The sequence below is a fragment of the Endozoicomonas montiporae CL-33 genome, from assembly GCF_001583435.1.
Lineage (GTDB): Bacteria > Pseudomonadota > Gammaproteobacteria > Pseudomonadales > Endozoicomonadaceae > Endozoicomonas_A > Endozoicomonas_A montiporae.
The window spans coordinates 4,326,049-4,344,225 of record NZ_CP013251.1 but is presented as its reverse complement, the minus strand read 5'-3'; the positions used below and the strand labels follow the sequence as shown (position 1 = coordinate 4,344,225).

Sequence of the window (18,177 nt, the reverse complement as noted above, 5' to 3'; positions counted from 1 at the left end):
CAATGAGTGGAATTAATACAGGCTCTGTTGGAAGTACAGACCCTTCACAGAATGCAGGTTTGATTGCTTCGGGAAATGAAGTTCAGGAGACTGAAAAACCTGTTGACCGGGGGTTTAGTGGGCAAAATTCTTACTCCAGAACAGAAGGTGATCAAAAAGATACAGCGCCAGCCTCACAGGTTCCTAAACCAAGTCTGGATAAACCTTCCGAAAAGGGTGAATCCGAAAAAGCGACCACAGAGGTTCTAAAAGCGGCTGAGCAGGATGGCGACACGCCAGTGGCAGCCTCTCTGGGAAAAAGTGTTGAGCAGTTAAAAAAAACGCCTCTGGCAGCCCAGGTTTCAACCCTTCAGGGCAAAAAAGCCGAATTACAGAAAATGGGCTTCAATGAAGCGCAGATTGACGGTATGACTGCACTGGCAGACCCGGATGATCCTGACAACTCTCTGTCATCCATGCACTCAGCTTCTGCCCGTATGAAAGATCTGTTTGCGTCTGACGGTCAACAGAAACTCAGCAAACTGTACAATGCTTTTGAGGATACCATGACTCGGATTGCAGCGATTACTGATATACCCGAGGATTTGCAAAAAGGCATCCAGGCTGATGTGACAAATTTAACGAAAGCGGTTTTGCAAAATAAAGACCTGCTGGATATCGATGCTGCAACAACCATGATTACAGAGCTGCAGAGCAAACTTCAGAACGAAAGAATCAAGTTTGATGAGCAGACTATCCGGATTGGGCAGATGAACAGAGAAGAAGCCAGCAGCAAGCGTATTTCTCAAATCACAGAAGCGATTGAAAAAGCAAACAAAGCCAAGGCAAGCGGCTGGATAGGGAGAATATTTAGCTATATCGCGCTAGCTGTAATGGCTGTTGCAGCTATCGCCATGGTGGCAACGGGAGTGGGTGCGGTAGCTGGTGGCATGATGTTTGCTGCTCTGGCTCTTTCTGTCACGATGGTAGCTTCATCTGAAACGAACAATTTTATGATGAAAATTTTTGGTGACGGTGAAGGAGCCCAAGCGGGAGCGACGGCGTTTTGGACGAGCCTTTCCATTTTGCTGTCTTTGGGAGCTGCAGGGGCGGCAAGTGGTGCCGCTAATGCAGCGTCTGCGGGGGCAAAAGTCGCTGGTACGGCAGCTAATACTGCAGCTTCCGGAGCTTCAACAGGAGCATCTGTCACGGCGACAGCAACTAATACTGCTGCCAAGGCTGCCGCAACTGCAGCAAAATTCTCGAGTATGATGGACAGGCTTAAAAAGGTTGCTCAAGGCGTGCAGGGTGCTGCCACCATAGGCGATGGGGCTGCCTCGACAGCTTCTGCTGTTTACTCTTATCAGGCAGAGAATCTCAAGGCCGACGCACTGGATCAAAAAGCATTCATGCTAAGAATTCAGCAGTCAATTGACGATGCGATGGAAGGGCTTCAGCGGGCCATTGATGAGTTGCAATCAGGCTACAGCGTTGCGACGAACATCATCAAGGCAAACCATGATACGAAATCCACACTGGCACGTAACTTACGGGCTTAAGTGATGAGTCTTTGACAGGAGGTCAGTTATGTCACAAATAGGACAATCAACTTCGACGGCTAATGTAGACGTTGCTTCTCAGGTAAGTGCGCTACAGGGTGGAGAGGACATAGAAAGAGTTGGCTCTGGTGATCTGGATGGGAAAAATATCAGTGCCAGCCGAAAAGCAGACGAATCTAGCGTCCTTAAAGGTCAGGGAACCAGAACACCAGACATTGATCCTCCGGAGGATGTAAAACCGACTCACCTGGAACAGGCTAAAAATAACCTGAATGATTTAGAAAAAGTTACGGATAAAGCTGTGGCCAGTACCTTCGATATCATTCGAAATGCTAAAGAAGGCAAGCTGACACCAGAGCAAATGACCAAACTGCAAAATTCGGCTGAAATTCTTCAAGACACGGTTGTATTTCTGGAGCAGCTTAGCGGTAAAAAGACTTCTGGGGCGGAAGGTAAAAAGTCATTGTTTGCTTCATTTGGCTTCAGTGAACGGCAGATGGATGCATTGATGTCTCTGGCCAATCCAGATACTGCTGCGAACTCACTGGAATCCATGCATGGCGGAGCAGCTGCACTTCAGGGTAAAAAAGACTCGCTTAAGAACATGGGCTTTAGTGATGCTCAAATTGATGCTTTGATGGCTCTGGCCGATCCCGACGATGAAGGGAATGCTCTGGTTTCGATGCATCAGGCTACAGGCAACAAAGCCAAGTTGGGAGTTCTGGGCTTTAGTCAGGAACAGGCCGGGCGTATTCTGGCCTTGCTGGAAGGCAAAACAGCGGGCAGTAATCAGCAGTTGCAGCAGTTAATGAAGTTCGGTCTCACTGATAAGCAGGCACAGGTTGCCCTGGCATTTTCAGACCCTACGACTCTTCAAAACCAGAAGGTATTGTTAACGAACAACAGCCAGCAGATAAATTTGTTGCAAAGTGCTGCTGCAGCGGCTAACGGATTGGCGAATGGTAATTACCCGGGCGATGTTCTGGTAAAAGCACTGGCAGATATTTTTGTTGTGCTTGAGCTTATGTTTGAGATGAGCATTACTGGTCGCAAGATAGCCAGAGAATCCAGGGCCATTGAATACGATTCAGCAAAAGAGTCCGTACTCAGTCAGGCTGAGGACATCAGAAAAGCAGGTACTAGTGCCCTGGTAGCAGGTGTTGTTGGTGGTACGATGAAGATTGCTTCAGGTGGCATTTCTTTAGGTGGTGCAGCCAAGAGCACTAAAGTGGATACTGATGGTCTTGATGCCAATGCCGCATCCTCAGCCAAATCTGCAGCGACTAACGCGCAATTGCAGAAAACATCTGCTGCTGGAACAATGACAGGCAGTACCGGGGAAACCGTTGGGGCTGGCTTTCAATATCAGGTGGCCCAGGAACAGGCAGAGCAGAAAGAAGAAGAAGCTTTACAGAAAACTCATGAAAATTCAGCAACCAGTGAAAGTGAGTGGATGCAGCTCATGCAGGATTCCGTTAAGAACGTCCAAAGCCGAATGGATGAGATAATAAGAACCTGGTTCGAGACGTTGAAGACTACAACGCGCGGTTAATGAAATGGATAACAGCCAGCTTAATTGCTGGCTGTTTTTTTCAGGGAGAAGGTAAATGATCGAGACCGGAGGCGTACACTTTACACAGCATCCTGGTCCCACAAAGCAGCTTGAAGGTGCAAAAAGCCCACAGGGACAACCGGGCAAACTGCAGGGTGAAGGGTTGGTTGCCACTTCTAATGATGCATCCAAGTTCGCCGATGCTGCAGAAGAAATGTCGTTTATTGCCGGACAATTTAAAAATAAAACCTCAGATAAGCGTAAATTCAAGACGGGTTCCGGACTGTCTGCTTCCATCCTCGATCGTGTCAAAAAAATCCAGACCATCCAGGGCGTTCAGGGTGTTAAAGATCTCCTCAATAATTTCCAGACTCAGAAAAACCTGACGAACCAGCAGATTCGGGAAAGACTGGAAGAGTTTTCCGATGATCAGGTTGATCAGTTTATGGCTCTCGATATTGCAGCAGACTATTTTGAGCGCCTGGGCGACAAAGAAAAAGCGGATCAGATCCGGGAAATACGAGATGACATCAGGGCCGAGAACAAGTCGCTGATAAAAGCAGCTGTCAATGTCTCTGAAGACGCTGCCGGGTTTCCTCATTTGGGTGAAGTCAGGGATATTCGTGAAGCCTACGACAGCAATGTTCAGTCTTATGTTCGAGATGACCAGTCGCTGGAAAAGCTGCATCATTTTCTTACTGAAAACTATGGTACTGAGGATGTGGAAGAAGCCATTATTATGCAGTTGAAACTGCTCTCGTCTGAAATGGCTTCTATGGATCCGTCGGCACCGCCAGAACATCTGGATGCCATTGTTAAGGATTTGAGCAAGCTGAAACAGCTGGTGGCTATTCATGATAGTTGTATTGAAACAGAAGAGCAGCTGGTCAGAACGTATCCTGAAACAGAATTGAATGAGAATGTTCTGATGGGACAGTTGCTTAACTTGATACAGCAGCAATGGGTGACCGAAGCCGACTTTGAAAAAATACCCGATAAAATGAATGTGCAGCAGCTTGATGCACAGATATTTACGCTGACTAAAGTCGTTGCAGCGGTGCGTATGATTCCGGATGAAGTCTTTGTCAACGATGATACCAAGCAGGCCATTATTTCGGCTGCTGCAGAGGGGCTGGACTCCAAAATCGAGCAGGAAGCTGCTGAGGAAGTCGCAAGCCCGCAGGATTCTGACAGTATCATCGGAGAAATTGCGGTTGATCTGACATCCGTTAAAAGACCCAATGATGAAAGTGAAGAGTAGCCTTCTGCAAAAAGACCAAGAAGAGGGCGTGGGTCATAGAAAGCTCGCCGAGTTTTTATGGGGCGAGCTAGGAGTCTGTCGGACTTAGCCGACCGTAGCGAGAAAAAGACCGGTTTGAGACAGTTTTGACGATCATTTGAGGCGAATAGCGAGCTATTCAACGAAAAGGATCGTCAAAAATGGCCAAATCCGGCTTTTTCGCAGTAGGTCAGTGGTAAGTCCGACAGACTCCTAGGAACAGCAACAGGGAGAGTCCCGGGTTATGGACTGGCGAGACGATGTGATGGCCGATATAGGCAAAGGGATGGGGATTGAAGGTCTCGGCTTCGGCGAGAGTGGCGTACTGAGTCTCAATTTTGAGCGTCGTGGTGAGTTATATCTTGAACAGCAGGACGACGGTGTATTGATGTATCTGGTTCGCACAATTCCTGTTCATGACTGTCTTGGGTTGCTGGTAGCCGCTCTAAAAGAATGCCACTACACAAAAGCGTCCAGATTTCCCCTGCAGGTGGGCTTGAAAGGCGAGGAAGAACTTCTGCTGTTTATCTATCTCGCGAACGAAGAGTTTACAAGACCTAATATTGAAACTTCGATTGACACATTAACCCAGCAGTTCGAAAAAATTGGGAGTGTTTAATTCTGCGTAAGGTGTTCTCATTCGGGAGGAGTATCACCTGACGATGGAGTACCTTAGCGACTCAAGAGGTCCCAAAAATGGCCGAAAATATTAGCAACTCCAGCCAGCTGGCTGAAAAGGCTCTCAAATCTCTGGAGCCGACTGAATCCCCTGATCAGGCGGATGCTTCAGCGGCTGAAAAATTTGGAGAGCTGCTGTCACAAAACCCCGGAAAAAATGCGAACGGACAAAACGTTCTGGCAGAAGGGGTTGAGCAGGTAGCACCTGTTGACGGTGAAGCACTGACTCTGGGAGACAAAATACTCCGGGGTATGCAGGGATTAAGAGATCATGTGGAAGCTGGGCGAGCTAATGTCCAGAGCGCCATGACACCACCTGGTGAAGGTGAGGTCATGAACATGCAACAAATGTTTAAGACTCAGATGGCGATGACCAACCTGATGGTGACTGAGGATTACATCGGTAAAATCGTCAGTAAGAGCACTCAAACGTTCGATACGCTATTGAAGAACCAGTAAGGCTTCCTGGCTGGTAGCAATCGTCCGGAACATTGTAACCAGCAGGTTGCTCTTTGATGAAATATAACTTACTGCGCAGGCTCAGGGTACTGGGCGTTCTCTCTCTCAGTTTATTGCTTGTGGCTTGTAAGGTTGAGCTTTATTCCGGTCTTAGCGAGAAAGAAGGTAATGAAATGCTCGCTATTTTGCTGGACGGTAAAGTGGCAGCAGAAAAAACACTCGACAAAGACAAAAATGTGACTTTAGTCGTAGCGACTGACGAAGTGTCCCGATCCATAAAGCTACTTAAAAGTCTTGGATACCCCAAAGAAAAGTATTCCTCCATTGGTGACATTTTCCCTAAAGATGGCCTGATCTCTTCACCAACAGAAGAAAGAGCGCGTTATACCTATTCAATGTCACAGGAACTGTCGTCTACCCTGTCGATGATTGATGGTGTGATTACGGCTCGCGTTCATGTGGTATTACCACAGGAACAGGATACTCTGAGCGATGTTAACTACCCGTCTTCAGCCTCGGTCTTTATCAAATACACTCCGGAACTGGAGCTGGCAGGTTTTATCCCTAAAGTAAAAACACTGGTTTCAAACAGCATTGAAGGCTTGTCACTGGATAAAATCACGGTTTCCCTGTTTCCCGCGACTCGAATCAATCAGAACAGCCTGCTGACGCCTGAAAAGAGCCAGTCAAAATCGACTCTGATCATTTTTATTCTACTGGGTCTGGTGGTGCTTATTCTGGCGGGTGCAGGTGGTGCCTACTGGTGGTTCTACATGCGTACTCCGGCTAAAGCGGTTGGAGAAGCGAAATGACTACCTCTCATCCGCTTATTGATGGTCGGCAAAGCCTCGACCTGTTTCAACGGGTTGCTGAGTTCAACCTTTATCTGGTTCGTTACATTGATTCTACCTGGCTGACAACAGTAAAACTGTCACCGCTGGTCTCCCAGCTCAGAAAGGCCGGGAATGCCGATTTCTACCTTTCCCACTATCTGCTAACGCAGTTCTCATTGCAGGAAGATTACGACTATGATTTTGAGCAGCCCGCAAAAAGAATTGTCCTGGCGACAACGGATACTGTTTTAAAGACTGCGACCTATATAGGCATTGTTCTCAATGAGGATGTCATCCGCAATGCGGTTCGCCGTAAAGAGCGGGTTGCTCTGGAAAAGTGTCTTGGGGCCGACGCTTACCGGTTTGCTGTAAAAAAAGCGCAGTTTATCAGTCGGGCAGCCAGCAGCCAGGGGCCCAGTTTGTTGATTGACTGGAATCATTTACAACGCTTCAGACAGTTTCTCCAGACCAATGGCTTACAGGTGATCGGGAAGGCATTTTCCCAATCACCGCAGTCGTTCAGAAAAAGGCTGGAGTTAAAACTGCCTCAGTCGTGTAAAGCCTCGTTATCAGACACTCAGGCTCTGAATCTCTCGGAAACAGAATGTGTCAATTTAATGGTCAAAGCTTACAGGGAGGTTGATAAAGAATGGCGTCTCCTGTTGTCCTGATTGATGGCATGCTGCATATTGACCCGGCAGCCAAAGTATTAAAAGCCCGTGATTATGCTCAGTACCTGGAGGCAAAGGACATTATCCTTGCAGCCCGGGAAAAAGCAGGGCAGATCATTGAAGCGTCCAAACTTGCGTATGAGCAGGAAAAGCAAAGAGGCTACGAGGATGGTGTTGCCGAAAGCAAGATAGATCAGGCTGACCAGATGTTTAAAGTCGTCAGTCGAACCATTAACTATCTTGCGGAAGTGGAAACAACGCTGGCAGAAATCCTGATGTCCGGTGTAAAAAAGATTATTGGCGAGTTTGATCAGGAAGAACTGGCGGTTAACCTGGTTCGCAATGCCCTGCAGCATGTCAGAAATGAAAAGCAGGTCACCATTCGTATTCCTCCCAGTCAATTCAAGATGGTGAAGGCCAAGTTAAACGACATTCTTTCTGAATATAAAGGTGTTGGCTTTATTGATCTTGTTGCTGACCAGCGTCTTTCTACGGGCGACTGTATCATGGAGAGCGAGATAGGTGTCGTTGATGCCAGTGTAGACCTGCAAATTGCGGCACTGCAAAAGCGGTTTGAAAAAACTCATACCTCGGCGATCAAAAGTATCAGTAATGATGACAGCCTTCTTGGGCATGATTAAAACTGTTAAAGCTGTTGCATTAATGACGTGTTTTTACTGACGATCCTGTTCTTTTGTTTTCACTTGTGAACGACTTCGTTCCTGCCCTTGTCCTACGTCAAATACGGATTTAATTGAGGGATTTCGTGATTGTGTTTTTCCCCTCAAATCTCTAAATTTCGCTAACAAATTAATTATTGACAGTATGTATATATCGACGTCGTTACTAGGAGAGGCTGTCCGAGAATAGTCTGCCCTACTGCGGTGGCAGCAAATTGGTCTGAAAAATCGCTTTTGTTCGTCAAATAGCTCGCTATTCTCCTTACAAAACCGCTTTTTCATCCTCAATTTTCTGCCATCCTCGCTACGGGCGCTACTCTCGGACAGCCTCCTAGGAGCCTGTCAGACTTACCACTGACCTACTGCGAAAAAGCCGGATTTGGCCATTTTTGACGATCCTTTTCGTTGAATAGCTCGCTATTCGCCTCAAATGATCGTCAAAACTGTCTCAAACCGGTCTTTTTCTCGCTACGGTCGGCTAAGTCCGACAGGCTCCTAGTGGGGAAGCCGAAGTCGTTATCGCAGCTATACTGATGGCCTGTTCCGTCCAGTTTCTGTGACAATTCAGTGCTTTACAAACCGGAGTACGCGACCATGACTAAATACTGTCAAGCCAGCCAAATACATTCGGTATTCAATTTCGCGTCTTAATCCGCAGTTGGGATGTCAGTTTGATGAATGAGTCTGGTCAAATTTTTACTGAAAGCCTGAACGGGAATAGCGGTCAATGACAGCTGCTATTCCCATTCAGGTTTTGTGCTTTTCGAGCAGTTTTCAATAAACCCGTCCGGAACCAGAGGCGCTTGCGATTCGGGTACACCGGACCCTCACAGAGGTTGGCATAATGCAGGTCATTAAGGCCGATGTAGTAATCGTAGGTGCTGGCGGTGCCGGTCTGCGAGCTGCCATTGCAGTAGCGGAAAAAGATCCGAGTCTGAAAGTTGCCCTGATCTCCAAGGTTTACCCAATGCGTAGCCACACCGTGGCGGCTGAAGGTGGCTCTGCTGGCGTAATCCAGGATCACGACTCCTTTGAAAACCACTTCCAGGACACCGTTGCAGGTGGTGACTGGCTGTGTGATCAGGACGTAGTCGATTACTTCGTTCAGAACTCCACCAACGAAATGATTCGTCTGGAACACTGGGGCTGCCCATGGAACCGTAAGGCCGACGGCGATGTAAACGTACGTGCTTTCGGTGGTATGAAGATTGAGCGTACCTGGTTCGCAGCGGACAAGTCCGGCTTCCACATGCTGCACACCCTGTACCAGACCTCCACCCAGTTCCCGTCTATCGAACGTTACGACGAGTACTTTGCCACTGACCTGATCATGGAAGATGGCCGTGCTCAGGGTGTTACCGCAATCGAAGTTAAAACTGGCGAGCCTAAGGTATTCCTGGGCAAGTCTGTTGTCTTCGCAACTGGCGGCTCCGGTCGTATTTTCCGCTTCAACACCAACGGCGCTATCGTTACCGGTGACGGTCACGGTATGGCTCTGCGTGCTGGCGCACCTCTGCGTGACATGGAATTCGTTCAGTACCACCCAACCGGTCTGCCGGGTTCTGGCGTACTGATGACCGAAGGTTGCCGTGGTGAAGGCGGTATCCTGCTGAACAAAGACGGCTACCGTTACCTGCAGGACTACGGTCTGGGACCGGAAACTCCAGTTGGTCAGCCAAAGAACAAATACATGGAACTGGGTCCTCGTGACAAGCTGTCTCAGGCTTTCTGGCAGGAACAGCGTAAGGGCAACACTGTGAAAACCGCACTGGGTGATGCCGTCATGCTGGACCTGACCCATCTTGGTGAGGCGAAGCTGATGGAGCGTCTGCCTCTGATCTGCTCCCTGGCCAAGAACTATCTGGGTGTTGATCCGGTTAAAGAACCTGTACCAGTACGTCCGGCGGTTCACTACACCATGGGTGGTATCCGCACTGACATCAATACTGCGACTGACATCGCTGGCCTGTACGCTGCGGGTGAGTGTGCGTCTGTTGGTATGCACGGTGCGAACCGTCTGGGTTCCAACTCTCTGGCAGAAACCGTTGTATTCGGTGCTGTTGCCGGTGATCGTGCCGCTGACTTCGCCAAGCAGGCCACCCTGTCTGACGAGAAGAAGCTGCTCGATCAGGCTCGTGCTCACCTGGATCGCATTGAAAGCATGCGTAATGCTAACGGTACTGAAAAGCTGTCCCATATCCGTAAGGAAATGGCACTGACTATGGAGAAGTGCTTCGGCATCTACCGTATCGGTGAAGAAATGCAGGAAGGCGTTGACAAGATGGCCGAACTGCGTGAGCGCATGAAAAACGTGAAGATTGAAGACAAGAGCAAGGTCTTCAACACTGAGCTGCTGCAGGCGTTCGAACTGGAAAGCTCTCTGACCGTTGCTCACTGTATGGCAGTGGGTGGTGTTAACCGTAAGGAATCCCGTGGTGCGCACCAGCGTATCGATGGTTTCGAAGCGCGTGACGACGAGAACTTCCTGAAGCACACCCTGACTTACTTCAATGGTGACGCTGAACCGACTCTGGAATACCAGGACGTAAACGTTACCCGTTATCAGCCAGAAGCCCGTGTGTACGGTGCTGAAGCTGAAAAGAACAAGAAGTAAAAGGAGTTGCGTGAATGAGCAATAAAACCATTAGCATCGAGATTCTGCGATACAATCCGGAAACCGATGAAAAGCCAAGTTACGGCACGTTTGAGATTCCTTACGTTGAAGACTGGTCCATGCTGGACGCTCTTGAACACATCAAGGATGAACTGGACTCTTCCCTGTCGTACCGCTGGTCCTGCCGTATGGCGGTGTGTGGTAGCTGCGGTATGGTGATCAACGGCACACCAAAGCTGGGCTGTGAAACCTTCCTGCGCGACTACTACCCGAACGCTATCAAAGTTGAGCCTCTGGCCAACTTCCCGATCGAGCGTGACCTGGTGGTGGACTCCGCTGACTTCATCAAGAAGCTGGAATCCGTTAAGCCGTACATCATCAATGCGATGGAGAAGCCGGTTGAAGAAGGTGTGAACAAGCAGACACCTGAGCAGCTGGGCCTCTATAAGCAGTTCTCCATGTGCATCAACTGTATGCTGTGCTACTCCGCTTGCCCACAGATGGGTCTGAACCCGCTGTTCACTGGTCCTGCGGTTATCGCTCTGGGTCACCGTTACAATCTGGACTCCCGTGACGAAGGTTACGATCAGCGTACAGAAGTGATTCAGGGCAAGAACGGCGTATGGTCCTGTACTTTCGTTGGTTACTGTTCAGAGGTTTGCCCTAAGAACGTTGACCCGGCTGCTGCTATCAACCAGAACAAACTGCAAGGTTCCCAGGACTGGGCTCTGTCCTTCCTGATGCCACGCAAAGGAGCTAAGTGATGAGTCGTCGTCCTTATGTACGCCCGATGAAGCGTACCTGGTTCATGGATCACCCGTACTACCGTAACTACATGGTGCGTGAAGCATCCTGTGTGTTCGATGCGCTGTACGCAGTTAACCTGTTCTGGGGTATCCTGCAACTGGGCAAAAGTGAAGAAGCGTGGAGCAGCTGGCTGTCTTTCCAGGCTAACCCACTGATGATTCTGTTCACTGTGGTGACTCTGGGCATGACCCTGTACCACGCTGTGACTTACTTCGACATGACGCCGCGCGTTCTGCCGCAGTTCATTCGCAAGAAAGTTGCTGATAATGTTGTTAACAAGCTGATGTATGCGGGTCTGGCAGGTATTTCTGCTGTGATTCTGGCTGCAGCAGTAATGGTTTAAGGGAGTAAATAAGATGAGTCAGAAGCGTCATATTGAACCCCTGCTGTGGAGCCTGTTTGGTGCTGGCGGCACTACCATCGCGCTGTTTTTCCCGGCGATGATTCTGGTTGTTCTGCTGTCCTCTCTGGGCGTGATTCCGGCTGAAGCGTTGTCTTACGAGCGTATGTCCGGTTTCTTCCTGAACAACATCATTGGTCAGCTGGCACTGCTGGTGGTACTGGTTCCTTCTTACTGGGCTTGTATCCACCGTATCTATCACGGTTCTCACGATCTGGGCATGCACCCTGGCGTTGCCGTTAAAGCTCTGTGCTACGGCGGTACTCTGGTATTGAGCATTGCGACAGTGGTGGCTGTACTGTTCTGATAAAGGGACAGTCAGTGACAAAAAAGAAAGGGGTGAGCTTTTTGGCTTGCTCCTTTTTTTTGTCTGTATGATTTTGAAGACAGAAGTTTCACGGTGTTCTTTGGGAACTCTAAAGTCGAGACATCAGTGATCTTCAAAGGATTATTCATTGTCAGGAAAAACTATTACAACTTGCAGCTCTGGGACAAGGTTTATACCAATTCCGCCTTGTCCCGCGACCCGGAATGGTTTGCTCATGGTCATATTTAGAAAACGGAATTGGTATTACGTCTCAATCGGTTGCTGCCAGTTTTGATACCGTTACAGTTATTCTTCTGTACACCATAATTACGCTGGCAAAAACGGCAGGCTGCAGCCCAGTTTGATTATCAGTTAGGTGACTTGTAATCAGGGTTATCGCTGGTGTCCCAGAATCACCCGCCTACTTCAATTAACCGCTGGTTAATCTGCCATAGGTTTTTCCGTTTCTGTTCCGGGCTACCTTCAGTGGCAACTTGTTCGTCCAGTATTTTTACACTCCGCTTTAAGAGCTTAAATGAGTGAGTTTCCATCTGATCTCTGAGTGATTGTTCAAGAGAAGGCTGAAATTTGCTGGCTTGCATAAAGTCATTACTGACAGAGCGGCATATAATTTTAACGGCGTTGTGTGGGCTGTCTGGACGAATAAAGTATAAATTCAGGCTGTCGAGCTGTTCCGAAGCACTGCCCTTTAAATCGGTCAGTTGTGCATGAATACGCTCGGCCGCTACTTCTGCATAACGGTTAACCACGAGCTGTTGGGCTTCTAGAGGCAGTTTTCTTGGAGCAATCTCAGCCAGCTGGTCAAAGTGCTCCAGTGACTTGACATCTTCATTCAACACATTCTGAACGCCCCCCCATGACTTATTGCGGATCAGGTCTCGCACCAAATCAAGTTTTTCCTTGCTCAAAGGCGGCCGTGACACTGAACGGTCAGTGATCTCTTTATCGGGCTGGGCTCTGGATTGCAGTCCCTGTTGCAGGTTTTCATCAAGGGAATGGGGAGAAACGGTTTTGCTGCCTAACTTTCCAACAGGCGGCTCAGTTTGAGGTGTACTCTCTGGCTGTATAGGAGGAGTAATGCCCGAGTTGTTGTCAATCTTTCCTGCCATGACCTTCAATCCCTGAGTTTAGAAGTATCTTTACATTAATTATTACTCCATTATTGACATAATAGCCCGAAATATCTGAAGGAGCTTCCTCCATGATTAATGCGTTGCCCAAGGCTGAGTTACATTTGCATATTGAAGGAACGTTGGAGCCGGAGTTGATGTTTGAGCTGGCCGCCCGCAATAACATCGAGTTACCACACAGCAGTGTTGAAGAGGTTCGTCAAGCCTACGAGTTTAGTGATCTGCAATCGTTTCTTGATATTTATTATGCCGGAGCCGGTGTTTTGCAAACCAGTCAGGACTTTTATGATCTGACCTGGGCTTATTTATTGCGTTGCCAGCGGGATAATGTTGTTCATACCGAAATCTTTTTTGACCCTCAAACCCATACTGATCGCGGGATTTCGTTTGAAGCGGTGATTACAGGCATTCACTCTGCACTCAGGGATGGTGAGCAGAAGCTGGGTATTACCAGCGAGATTATTCTGTGTTTTTTGCGCCACTTGAGTGCTGAAGCTGCCATGGACACTCTGGAGCTGTCACGGCCATGGCATCAGTGGATTATCGGTGTGGGGCTGGACTCTTCTGAAATGGGTCATCCTCCTGAAAAATTCAAAGCAGTATTTGATAAAGCCAGAGAACATGGCTTAAAAACGGTAGCTCATGCCGGAGAGGAAGCGCCTGCGGACTACATCTGGGGAGCCATCAACAGTCTTGGGGCAGAACGTATTGATCATGGTGTTCGGTGTGAGGAAGACAGCCATCTGGTGGGCTATCTGGTTGAAAACCAGATTCCCCTGACAGTTTGTCCTTTGTCGAACGAGAAATTGAAGGTCGTCAAACGCCTTGAAGATCATAATCTGAAGTCTATGTTAAACAAAGGACTGCTGGTAACCGTTAATTCTGACGACCCGGCGTATTTTGGTGGTTATGTGAACGACAACTATCGGGCAATCAAGGCGGCTTTGTCATTAACCGACGACGATATTTACCAGTTAGTAAAAAACAGTTTTCACGCCAGCTTTATCACTGATGAATTGAGAGCTGGATATCTTCAACAACTTGAAAGCGCTTTTATGGAGTTTAGAAAGCCATGAGTAAAATCGTTGTGATTACCGGAGCCAATCGAGGCTTGGGATTGGAGTTTTGTAAACAATATCTGGCGGATGGGGATAAGGTCTATGCCTGCTGTCGTGCACCCGAGTCTGCGGGAGAGTTGCTGAAGCTTAAGCAGGATGTCGGTGATCGGTTGGAAACGATTCCTCTGGATGTTACCAATGCTGCACAGCTGACTAATCTGAAATACACCCTGCAGGGACAGCGCATTGATTTGCTCATCAATAATGCTGGTATATACGGTGAGCGCCTGCCTTTTGGTGAAGTAACAGAGCAGGAGTGGATGCAGGTTTTACAGATAAATACTGTGTCTCCATTACTGGTGGTTCAGGAACTGGTAGAACTGATGGCTGCTGACGGGAAAATTCTCTTGATGAGCAGCATAATGGGCAGTATCGCAGACAATACTTCTGGCGGAAGTTATATCTACCGTTCTTCCAAAGCTGCGCTGAATGCGGTTGGGAAAAGCCTTGCCCATGATTTGTCGGGTAAAGGTATCAGTGTGGCGATTTGTCATCCGGGCTGGGTACAGACTGATATGGGTGGCCCCAATGCATTGATTAACACTGAAACCTCCATTGGTGGTCTGCGTAACGTCATGGAGCAGCTCACACTTGAAACGTCCGGCCAGTTCTTTAAATACGATGGTTCGGTCATCCCCTGGTAAGCCGGCGTTCGCGATGAGAAGTCGGAAGATGGAACTATACTGAGGTTCCATCTTCCTGCAGTACGATGTTTATCATACCCAATATAATCGCCTCATCGGCGGGTCTAACCCCTAAAATCATTACATTTGAAGCACTGCCAGCAGGCTTTTATGTCGTTTTGAGCCCGGCGTCAGAGCGAGACAAAACAGCTCGGCGGGGATTACAGAAGTAAGTATGTGATTGGTCGATATTTATTAACGGTAGTTTCTTTTGTTTCAACTGGCCGGCGTACTTATGCAACAACTGATTCACGACTTTGTCCTGCTTTTTGCTGTTATTGATCCGATCGGTACTTTGTTGCTGTTTTTGTCAATAACAGGCGGATTTGCTCCTCGTGACCGAAACCGTATTGCATTACGCGCAACCATTTACAGTGGCGCCATTCTGTTGCTGTTTGTTGTGGTCGGTCAGCTAATTCTTACCGCGATGGGTATTCAATTGGGATCATTCCAGATTGCAGGTGGTGTTATTCTGTTCCTGTTCAGTCTGAAGATGTTGTTTGGGGATGATGTTTCTCACTCTCACGATCGGGCAGAGCCCGGACATGATATTGCAGTCTTTCCTCTTGCGATTCCTTCCATGGCAAGTCCGGGCGCGCTGACAGCCGTTGTGGTGATCACCGATAACCGTCGATATGGCCTTGATGAGCAGCTTTTGACATCAGTGACGCTTATTGTCGTTCTTCTTATTACCTATCTGCTTCTGTTAATGGCTAATTCGATTCACAAATGGCTGGGTGACAGTGGCTCAGCTATTTTGATCAGGGTGATGGGGATGCTGTTATGCGCATTGGCAGTTGAGATTGTTTTCCAGGGAATCACGGGGCTGGGAACTTCTCCCCCGACTCATTTGTAGAGGTCAATCTCTTTAGATACATCGTTGTAGCAATCGATGATTTTATTTAGCAATTCTGATGAATCATCAGGATGAGCCTGTTTACCTTTTGTTTCCAGCTCACCGGTTAATTCGGCAAGCTCAGAAGCACCGACAATTGAGGCCGCGCCTTTAATTCTGTGAGAAAGTCTGGTGATCAGATCCTTTTGTTGGCTGCTGACTGCGTTGGCAAGATCCTTAAGGTCACTGTCTGTCGTGCGTACAAACTCGGATAAAAGTGAATTAAGCATGGCTCTGTTGCCGTCAGTGATCTGCTGAAGGTTGGTCAGGTCCAGCATGGTGTTTCTCCGTTTCTTTGTCCTTTTAGCAAATTAAAACTTCAGGAAGTTTCCCATTACTGCCTGTAATGCCCGGTCAAAGAATTGATGATTGTCCTGCAGCTCTACTCTCTGGTTGCTAATTGCTCTTCCCAGTTCTGAGCCCGACCAATCAGCAACTTTCATGCCTGACTTATTCACAAAAACATAACGATCCGTGCGTAAATTAATTGTAGCCAGCTTACATCGCAAGCGGTGGTCATTTTTTCCGATGAACTCAACCCACTGCCCAACCACTGGCATTTCATATTCTGTATCCTCAAATTCAGGCTCCCAGTTATTATCAACGTTAAACTGATACTGGCTAGGGTTCTGTTCAACTCCTTTCTGGATGATTATTTCTTCTTCTTCAAGATCAAGTTGCCTGCTTGTCATGGCATTGATGGTATGAAACCATTCCGCAACATCGAAAGGGTTGAATTCAATTTCATTCAGGAGTTCCAAAAGGTGATTTTTCAGTAATAGCCAGTCATCATGAGAGAGCGATTGTTGGTGGCCCTCCTGAAGATTCCATAGCAGCATATCCATAATATTGACGCGGTGGAACCATTGCACATCAGAGTGATTTTGTTTCAGCGAGAATTCTAAAACTCGATGCTGCAGTTTTACCTAAACAAGTAACGTATTTATCTCGATTCTAAGCTGCATCTAAAAGTTTAAACTTCCGGGCGTGTGCTTTGAGTGAGTCAGTTGCCTTTTGTTCTCCCAGGTCTCTACCAGCCATATGCCTGCTCGACTCCCGCTTGGGCAAAGTATGCTCTAAGGCTAAGGCCAGAGCCTTAAGCTCGGTATCTGGATCTTCCGATTCAACAACTGATTTCACCGTAGCAAGCAAGGCTTCTGCATTGAGGCGTTCGATCAGACAGCCTGCGGGCATTCCGGCCTGTTTGTTTTTCAGTAGGACGAATTGCTCAGGGTGCAGTAACAGCATGTGTTCGCACAGCAGGCTCAGGATCACGCCGCGCTGCGATCCGTCAGCACCTTGCTGTTTGCTCAACCTGTTCCAGCCACAATGAGCTTTCCAGTCTTGAATGAAAACCTCGACCAACCACCTCAAGGTGTAAATCCTGGCTATGTCGGTATGCCGCCATGACATATCTGAAGCCACCAGATAGCGATAATCCTCTTCACCCTCATACTTCAGGGCAATAACAAAACGTCTTTTCCCATGAGCCTTAACATACAGCCGAGCAGCCAGCATCGTGACCTGCTCTTCTTTGTCACCGCGTATTATGAGTTGAGTTTCAGCGCCTTTCTGGCGCGAAAAGTAAGCTTTGAGAGTCGCTTCCGAGTAGTTTCGGTTGGATACTTTCTGATTCGAGCGCAGTTGGCTGACAACCTGGGCTCCGCCTGTTATTTCCGCAGCCTTATCCATAAAGTCTCCTGTGCCATACAGTGCATCAGCGAGAATTGCTTTGATCGTAATGTTGGGAAACGAATCAACAAATTCTTGCAGCATAACCAGCGTCAACGACTGCATGGTGGGGTAACGAACATGATCTGGCTCAGGACGGTTCGGTCGTTCTTTTTTCTGAATGCCTTGCTTCCTGAGCGCCTTGTCTTTCTTCCTCCATGCAGATAACTCAGGGTCAGGAATATAAAAGCGAAACCCTACTGGAAAGGTAGCTACTTCAGTAACGAGCACCATAAACACCAGTTCCTGCCCATTAAAATAACCACCTGTTGATTTGTCTTTTATCTTATGGGCACCGTCGATTTTTGAAGTCCTTTTAGTGCGCTTTTTTCCTGTATCGTCGATAGCAAGGGTTCCACTTTGTATTCCATAGCGTAGAAGAATATTTCTGACGCTGGCCTGTAGCAGGCTTTGCCATGCAATTTCTGCTTGATAAAACATCCAGCACAGACGGGTCGCTTTGAATCTGCCTAAGCTTCTGCGCTCAAAAGCAGCCCAGTTAATAGTTTTAGTTACCACGATTCCCATGATAAAAACGCCCAGTGCCACTTTCTGGGATCTACTCAACTGCGCAGAGGAATTGATGGACTTGAGCGAATCATTCAAAGCATCCAGAAAGGCAGTGACAACGGGTAATGGGCGAATTAGCAAGATACGACACTTGACGGTTATTAAGTTCCTATGAGATCTTACCTCCAACCTGCTGCTGTGGCTATGATGGAATCTCGCAAGGCTTGAATTCGGAGCTGCAGTAGTAGTCTGCTCTTATGCCACCCTGCCA

The 18,177-nt window shown here is 48.0% G+C and carries 19 protein-coding genes; 15 read left to right on the top strand and 4 right to left on the bottom strand.

All coding sequences use genetic code 11. The annotated features are described in order from the left end of the window. Window positions 1-2 precede the first annotated feature (2 nt). From sctE to frdD, 12 genes are all read left to right on the top strand, one after another. Entirely contained in the window at window positions 3-1,538 is a 1,536-nt protein-coding gene (gene sctE / locus EZMO1_RS19880) for a type III secretion system translocon subunit SseC family protein (RefSeq protein ID WP_034875984.1), read from the top strand. 28 nt (window positions 1,539-1,566) lie between these two features. Beyond that, window positions 1,567-3,090, top strand: coding sequence for a hypothetical protein (locus EZMO1_RS19875; RefSeq protein WP_034875986.1), 1,524 nt, complete (start codon window positions 1,567-1,569; stop codon window positions 3,088-3,090). 55 nt (window positions 3,091-3,145) lie between these two features. Continuing rightward, window positions 3,146-4,351, top strand: coding sequence for a TyeA family type III secretion system gatekeeper subunit (locus EZMO1_RS19870; protein WP_034875989.1), 1,206 nt, complete (start codon window positions 3,146-3,148; stop codon window positions 4,349-4,351). 262 nt (window positions 4,352-4,613) lie between these two features. Next, the gene (locus EZMO1_RS19865; RefSeq protein WP_034875992.1) at window positions 4,614-4,988 is read left to right on the top strand and encodes a type III secretion system chaperone family protein; all 375 of its coding nucleotides are present in this window, start codon (window positions 4,614-4,616) and stop codon (window positions 4,986-4,988) included. Window positions 4,989-5,065: 77 nt separating this feature from the next. Further along, complete coding sequence (locus EZMO1_RS19860) at window positions 5,066-5,506, top strand: EscI/YscI/HrpB family type III secretion system inner rod protein (protein WP_034875995.1); 441 nt, start codon at window positions 5,066-5,068, stop codon at window positions 5,504-5,506. A 56-nt stretch (window positions 5,507-5,562) separates the two neighbouring features. Further along, complete coding sequence (gene sctJ, locus EZMO1_RS19855) at window positions 5,563-6,318, top strand: type III secretion system inner membrane ring lipoprotein SctJ (RefSeq protein WP_051789930.1); 756 nt, start codon at window positions 5,563-5,565, stop codon at window positions 6,316-6,318. Then, window positions 6,315-7,010, top strand: coding sequence for a SctK family type III secretion system sorting platform protein (locus tag EZMO1_RS19850; protein ID WP_034875996.1), 696 nt, complete (start codon window positions 6,315-6,317; stop codon window positions 7,008-7,010). Before sctJ ends, EZMO1_RS19850 begins: the two co-directional genes overlap by 4 nt. Then, window positions 6,989-7,651, top strand: a complete 663-nt coding sequence (locus tag EZMO1_RS19845) for an HrpE/YscL family type III secretion apparatus protein (RefSeq protein ID WP_051789931.1) — start codon at window positions 6,989-6,991, stop codon at window positions 7,649-7,651. Before EZMO1_RS19850 ends, EZMO1_RS19845 begins: the two co-directional genes overlap by 22 nt. 883 nt (window positions 7,652-8,534) lie before the next feature. Next, window positions 8,535-10,304, top strand: a complete 1,770-nt coding sequence (gene frdA, locus EZMO1_RS19840; protein WP_034875999.1) for a fumarate reductase (quinol) flavoprotein subunit — start codon at window positions 8,535-8,537, stop codon at window positions 10,302-10,304. A 14-nt stretch (window positions 10,305-10,318) separates the two neighbouring features. Then, complete coding sequence (locus tag EZMO1_RS19835; protein ID WP_034876002.1) at window positions 10,319-11,068, top strand: succinate dehydrogenase/fumarate reductase iron-sulfur subunit; 750 nt, start codon at window positions 10,319-10,321, stop codon at window positions 11,066-11,068. Further along, window positions 11,068-11,454, top strand: coding sequence for a fumarate reductase subunit C (locus EZMO1_RS19830; protein WP_051789933.1), 387 nt, complete (start codon window positions 11,068-11,070; stop codon window positions 11,452-11,454). Before EZMO1_RS19835 ends, EZMO1_RS19830 begins: the two co-directional genes overlap by 1 nt. A gap of 13 nt (window positions 11,455-11,467) precedes the next feature. After that, window positions 11,468-11,818, top strand: a complete 351-nt coding sequence (frdD, locus tag EZMO1_RS19825; RefSeq protein WP_034876008.1) for a fumarate reductase subunit FrdD — start codon at window positions 11,468-11,470, stop codon at window positions 11,816-11,818. Between the two features lie 413 nt (window positions 11,819-12,231). Here the strand turns inward: frdD and EZMO1_RS19820 are convergent, their stop codons facing one another. Then, window positions 12,232-12,948, bottom strand: a complete 717-nt coding sequence (locus EZMO1_RS19820) for a hypothetical protein (protein WP_034876011.1) — start codon at window positions 12,946-12,948, stop codon at window positions 12,232-12,234. Window positions 12,949-13,040: 92 nt separating this feature from the next. On the opposite strand from EZMO1_RS19820, the gene EZMO1_RS19815 reads away from it, so the two are divergent. The 3 genes from EZMO1_RS19815 (at window position 13,041) to EZMO1_RS19805 (ending at window position 15,626) form a co-directional block, all read left to right on the top strand. Continuing rightward, window positions 13,041-14,045: an adenosine deaminase gene (locus EZMO1_RS19815; protein ID WP_034876014.1), complete on the top strand. Its 1,005-nt coding sequence runs from the start codon at window positions 13,041-13,043 to the stop codon at window positions 14,043-14,045. Beyond that, window positions 14,042-14,731, top strand: a complete 690-nt coding sequence (locus EZMO1_RS19810) for an SDR family oxidoreductase (protein WP_034876017.1) — start codon at window positions 14,042-14,044, stop codon at window positions 14,729-14,731. The genes EZMO1_RS19815 and EZMO1_RS19810 overlap by 4 nt, the downstream gene beginning before the upstream one ends. Window positions 14,732-15,005: 274 nt before the next feature. Then, a complete protein-coding gene (locus tag EZMO1_RS19805) occupies window positions 15,006-15,626 on the top strand; it encodes a MarC family protein (RefSeq protein WP_034876021.1) in 621 nt (206 codons plus the stop codon). On the opposite strand, the gene EZMO1_RS19800 is transcribed toward EZMO1_RS19805, so the two are convergent. From EZMO1_RS19800 to EZMO1_RS19790, 3 genes are all read right to left on the bottom strand, one after another. Continuing rightward, on the bottom strand, window positions 15,617-15,943 hold the full coding sequence (locus EZMO1_RS19800; RefSeq protein WP_034876024.1) for an Hpt domain-containing protein: 327 nt from the start codon (window positions 15,941-15,943) through the stop codon (window positions 15,617-15,619). The two genes, EZMO1_RS19805 and EZMO1_RS19800, sit on opposite strands and share 10 nt — an antisense overlap. Window positions 15,944-15,976: 33 nt before the next feature. Next, on the bottom strand, window positions 15,977-16,537 hold the full coding sequence (locus tag EZMO1_RS19795) for a DUF1631 family protein (RefSeq protein ID WP_160174057.1): 561 nt from the start codon (window positions 16,535-16,537) through the stop codon (window positions 15,977-15,979). A gap of 82 nt (window positions 16,538-16,619) precedes the next feature. Beyond that, window positions 16,620-18,047 (bottom strand): transposase, encoded by a 1,428-nt coding sequence (locus EZMO1_RS19790; protein WP_145912680.1) that lies wholly within the window; start codon window positions 18,045-18,047, stop codon window positions 16,620-16,622. Window positions 18,048-18,177: the final 130 nt, after the last annotated feature.

What these genes read in the sequence shown, in the direction of transcription:
- EZMO1_RS19860 (WP_034875995.1), top strand. Translation starts at nt 5,066, where the DNA reads ATGGCCGAAAATATTAGCAACTCCAGCCAGCTGGCTGAAAAGGCTCTC.
- EZMO1_RS19830 (WP_051789933.1), top strand. Translation starts at nt 11,068, where the DNA reads ATGAGTCGTCGTCCTTATGTACGCCCGATGAAGCGTACCTGGTTCATG.
- EZMO1_RS19845 (WP_051789931.1), top strand. Translation starts at nt 6,989, where the DNA reads ATGGCGTCTCCTGTTGTCCTGATTGATGGCATGCTGCATATTGACCCG.
- sctJ (WP_051789930.1), top strand. Translation starts at nt 5,563, where the DNA reads ATGAAATATAACTTACTGCGCAGGCTCAGGGTACTGGGCGTTCTCTCT.
- EZMO1_RS19865 (WP_034875992.1), top strand. Translation starts at nt 4,614, where the DNA reads ATGGACTGGCGAGACGATGTGATGGCCGATATAGGCAAAGGGATGGGG.
- sctE (WP_034875984.1), top strand. Translation starts at nt 3, where the DNA reads ATGAGTGGAATTAATACAGGCTCTGTTGGAAGTACAGACCCTTCACAG.
- EZMO1_RS19800 (WP_034876024.1), bottom strand. Translation starts at nt 15,943, where the DNA reads ATGCTGGACCTGACCAACCTTCAGCAGATCACTGACGGCAACAGAGCC.
- frdD (WP_034876008.1), top strand. Translation starts at nt 11,468, where the DNA reads ATGAGTCAGAAGCGTCATATTGAACCCCTGCTGTGGAGCCTGTTTGGT.
- EZMO1_RS19815 (WP_034876014.1), top strand. Translation starts at nt 13,041, where the DNA reads ATGATTAATGCGTTGCCCAAGGCTGAGTTACATTTGCATATTGAAGGA.
- EZMO1_RS19805 (WP_034876021.1), top strand. Translation starts at nt 15,006, where the DNA reads ATGCAACAACTGATTCACGACTTTGTCCTGCTTTTTGCTGTTATTGAT.
- EZMO1_RS19835 (WP_034876002.1), top strand. Translation starts at nt 10,319, where the DNA reads ATGAGCAATAAAACCATTAGCATCGAGATTCTGCGATACAATCCGGAA.
- EZMO1_RS19810 (WP_034876017.1), top strand. Translation starts at nt 14,042, where the DNA reads ATGAGTAAAATCGTTGTGATTACCGGAGCCAATCGAGGCTTGGGATTG.
- frdA (WP_034875999.1), top strand. Translation starts at nt 8,535, where the DNA reads ATGCAGGTCATTAAGGCCGATGTAGTAATCGTAGGTGCTGGCGGTGCC.
- EZMO1_RS19820 (WP_034876011.1), bottom strand. Translation starts at nt 12,948, where the DNA reads ATGGCAGGAAAGATTGACAACAACTCGGGCATTACTCCTCCTATACAG.
- EZMO1_RS19850 (WP_034875996.1), top strand. Translation starts at nt 6,315, where the DNA reads ATGACTACCTCTCATCCGCTTATTGATGGTCGGCAAAGCCTCGACCTG.
- EZMO1_RS19870 (WP_034875989.1), top strand. Translation starts at nt 3,146, where the DNA reads ATGATCGAGACCGGAGGCGTACACTTTACACAGCATCCTGGTCCCACA.
- EZMO1_RS19875 (WP_034875986.1), top strand. Translation starts at nt 1,567, where the DNA reads ATGTCACAAATAGGACAATCAACTTCGACGGCTAATGTAGACGTTGCT.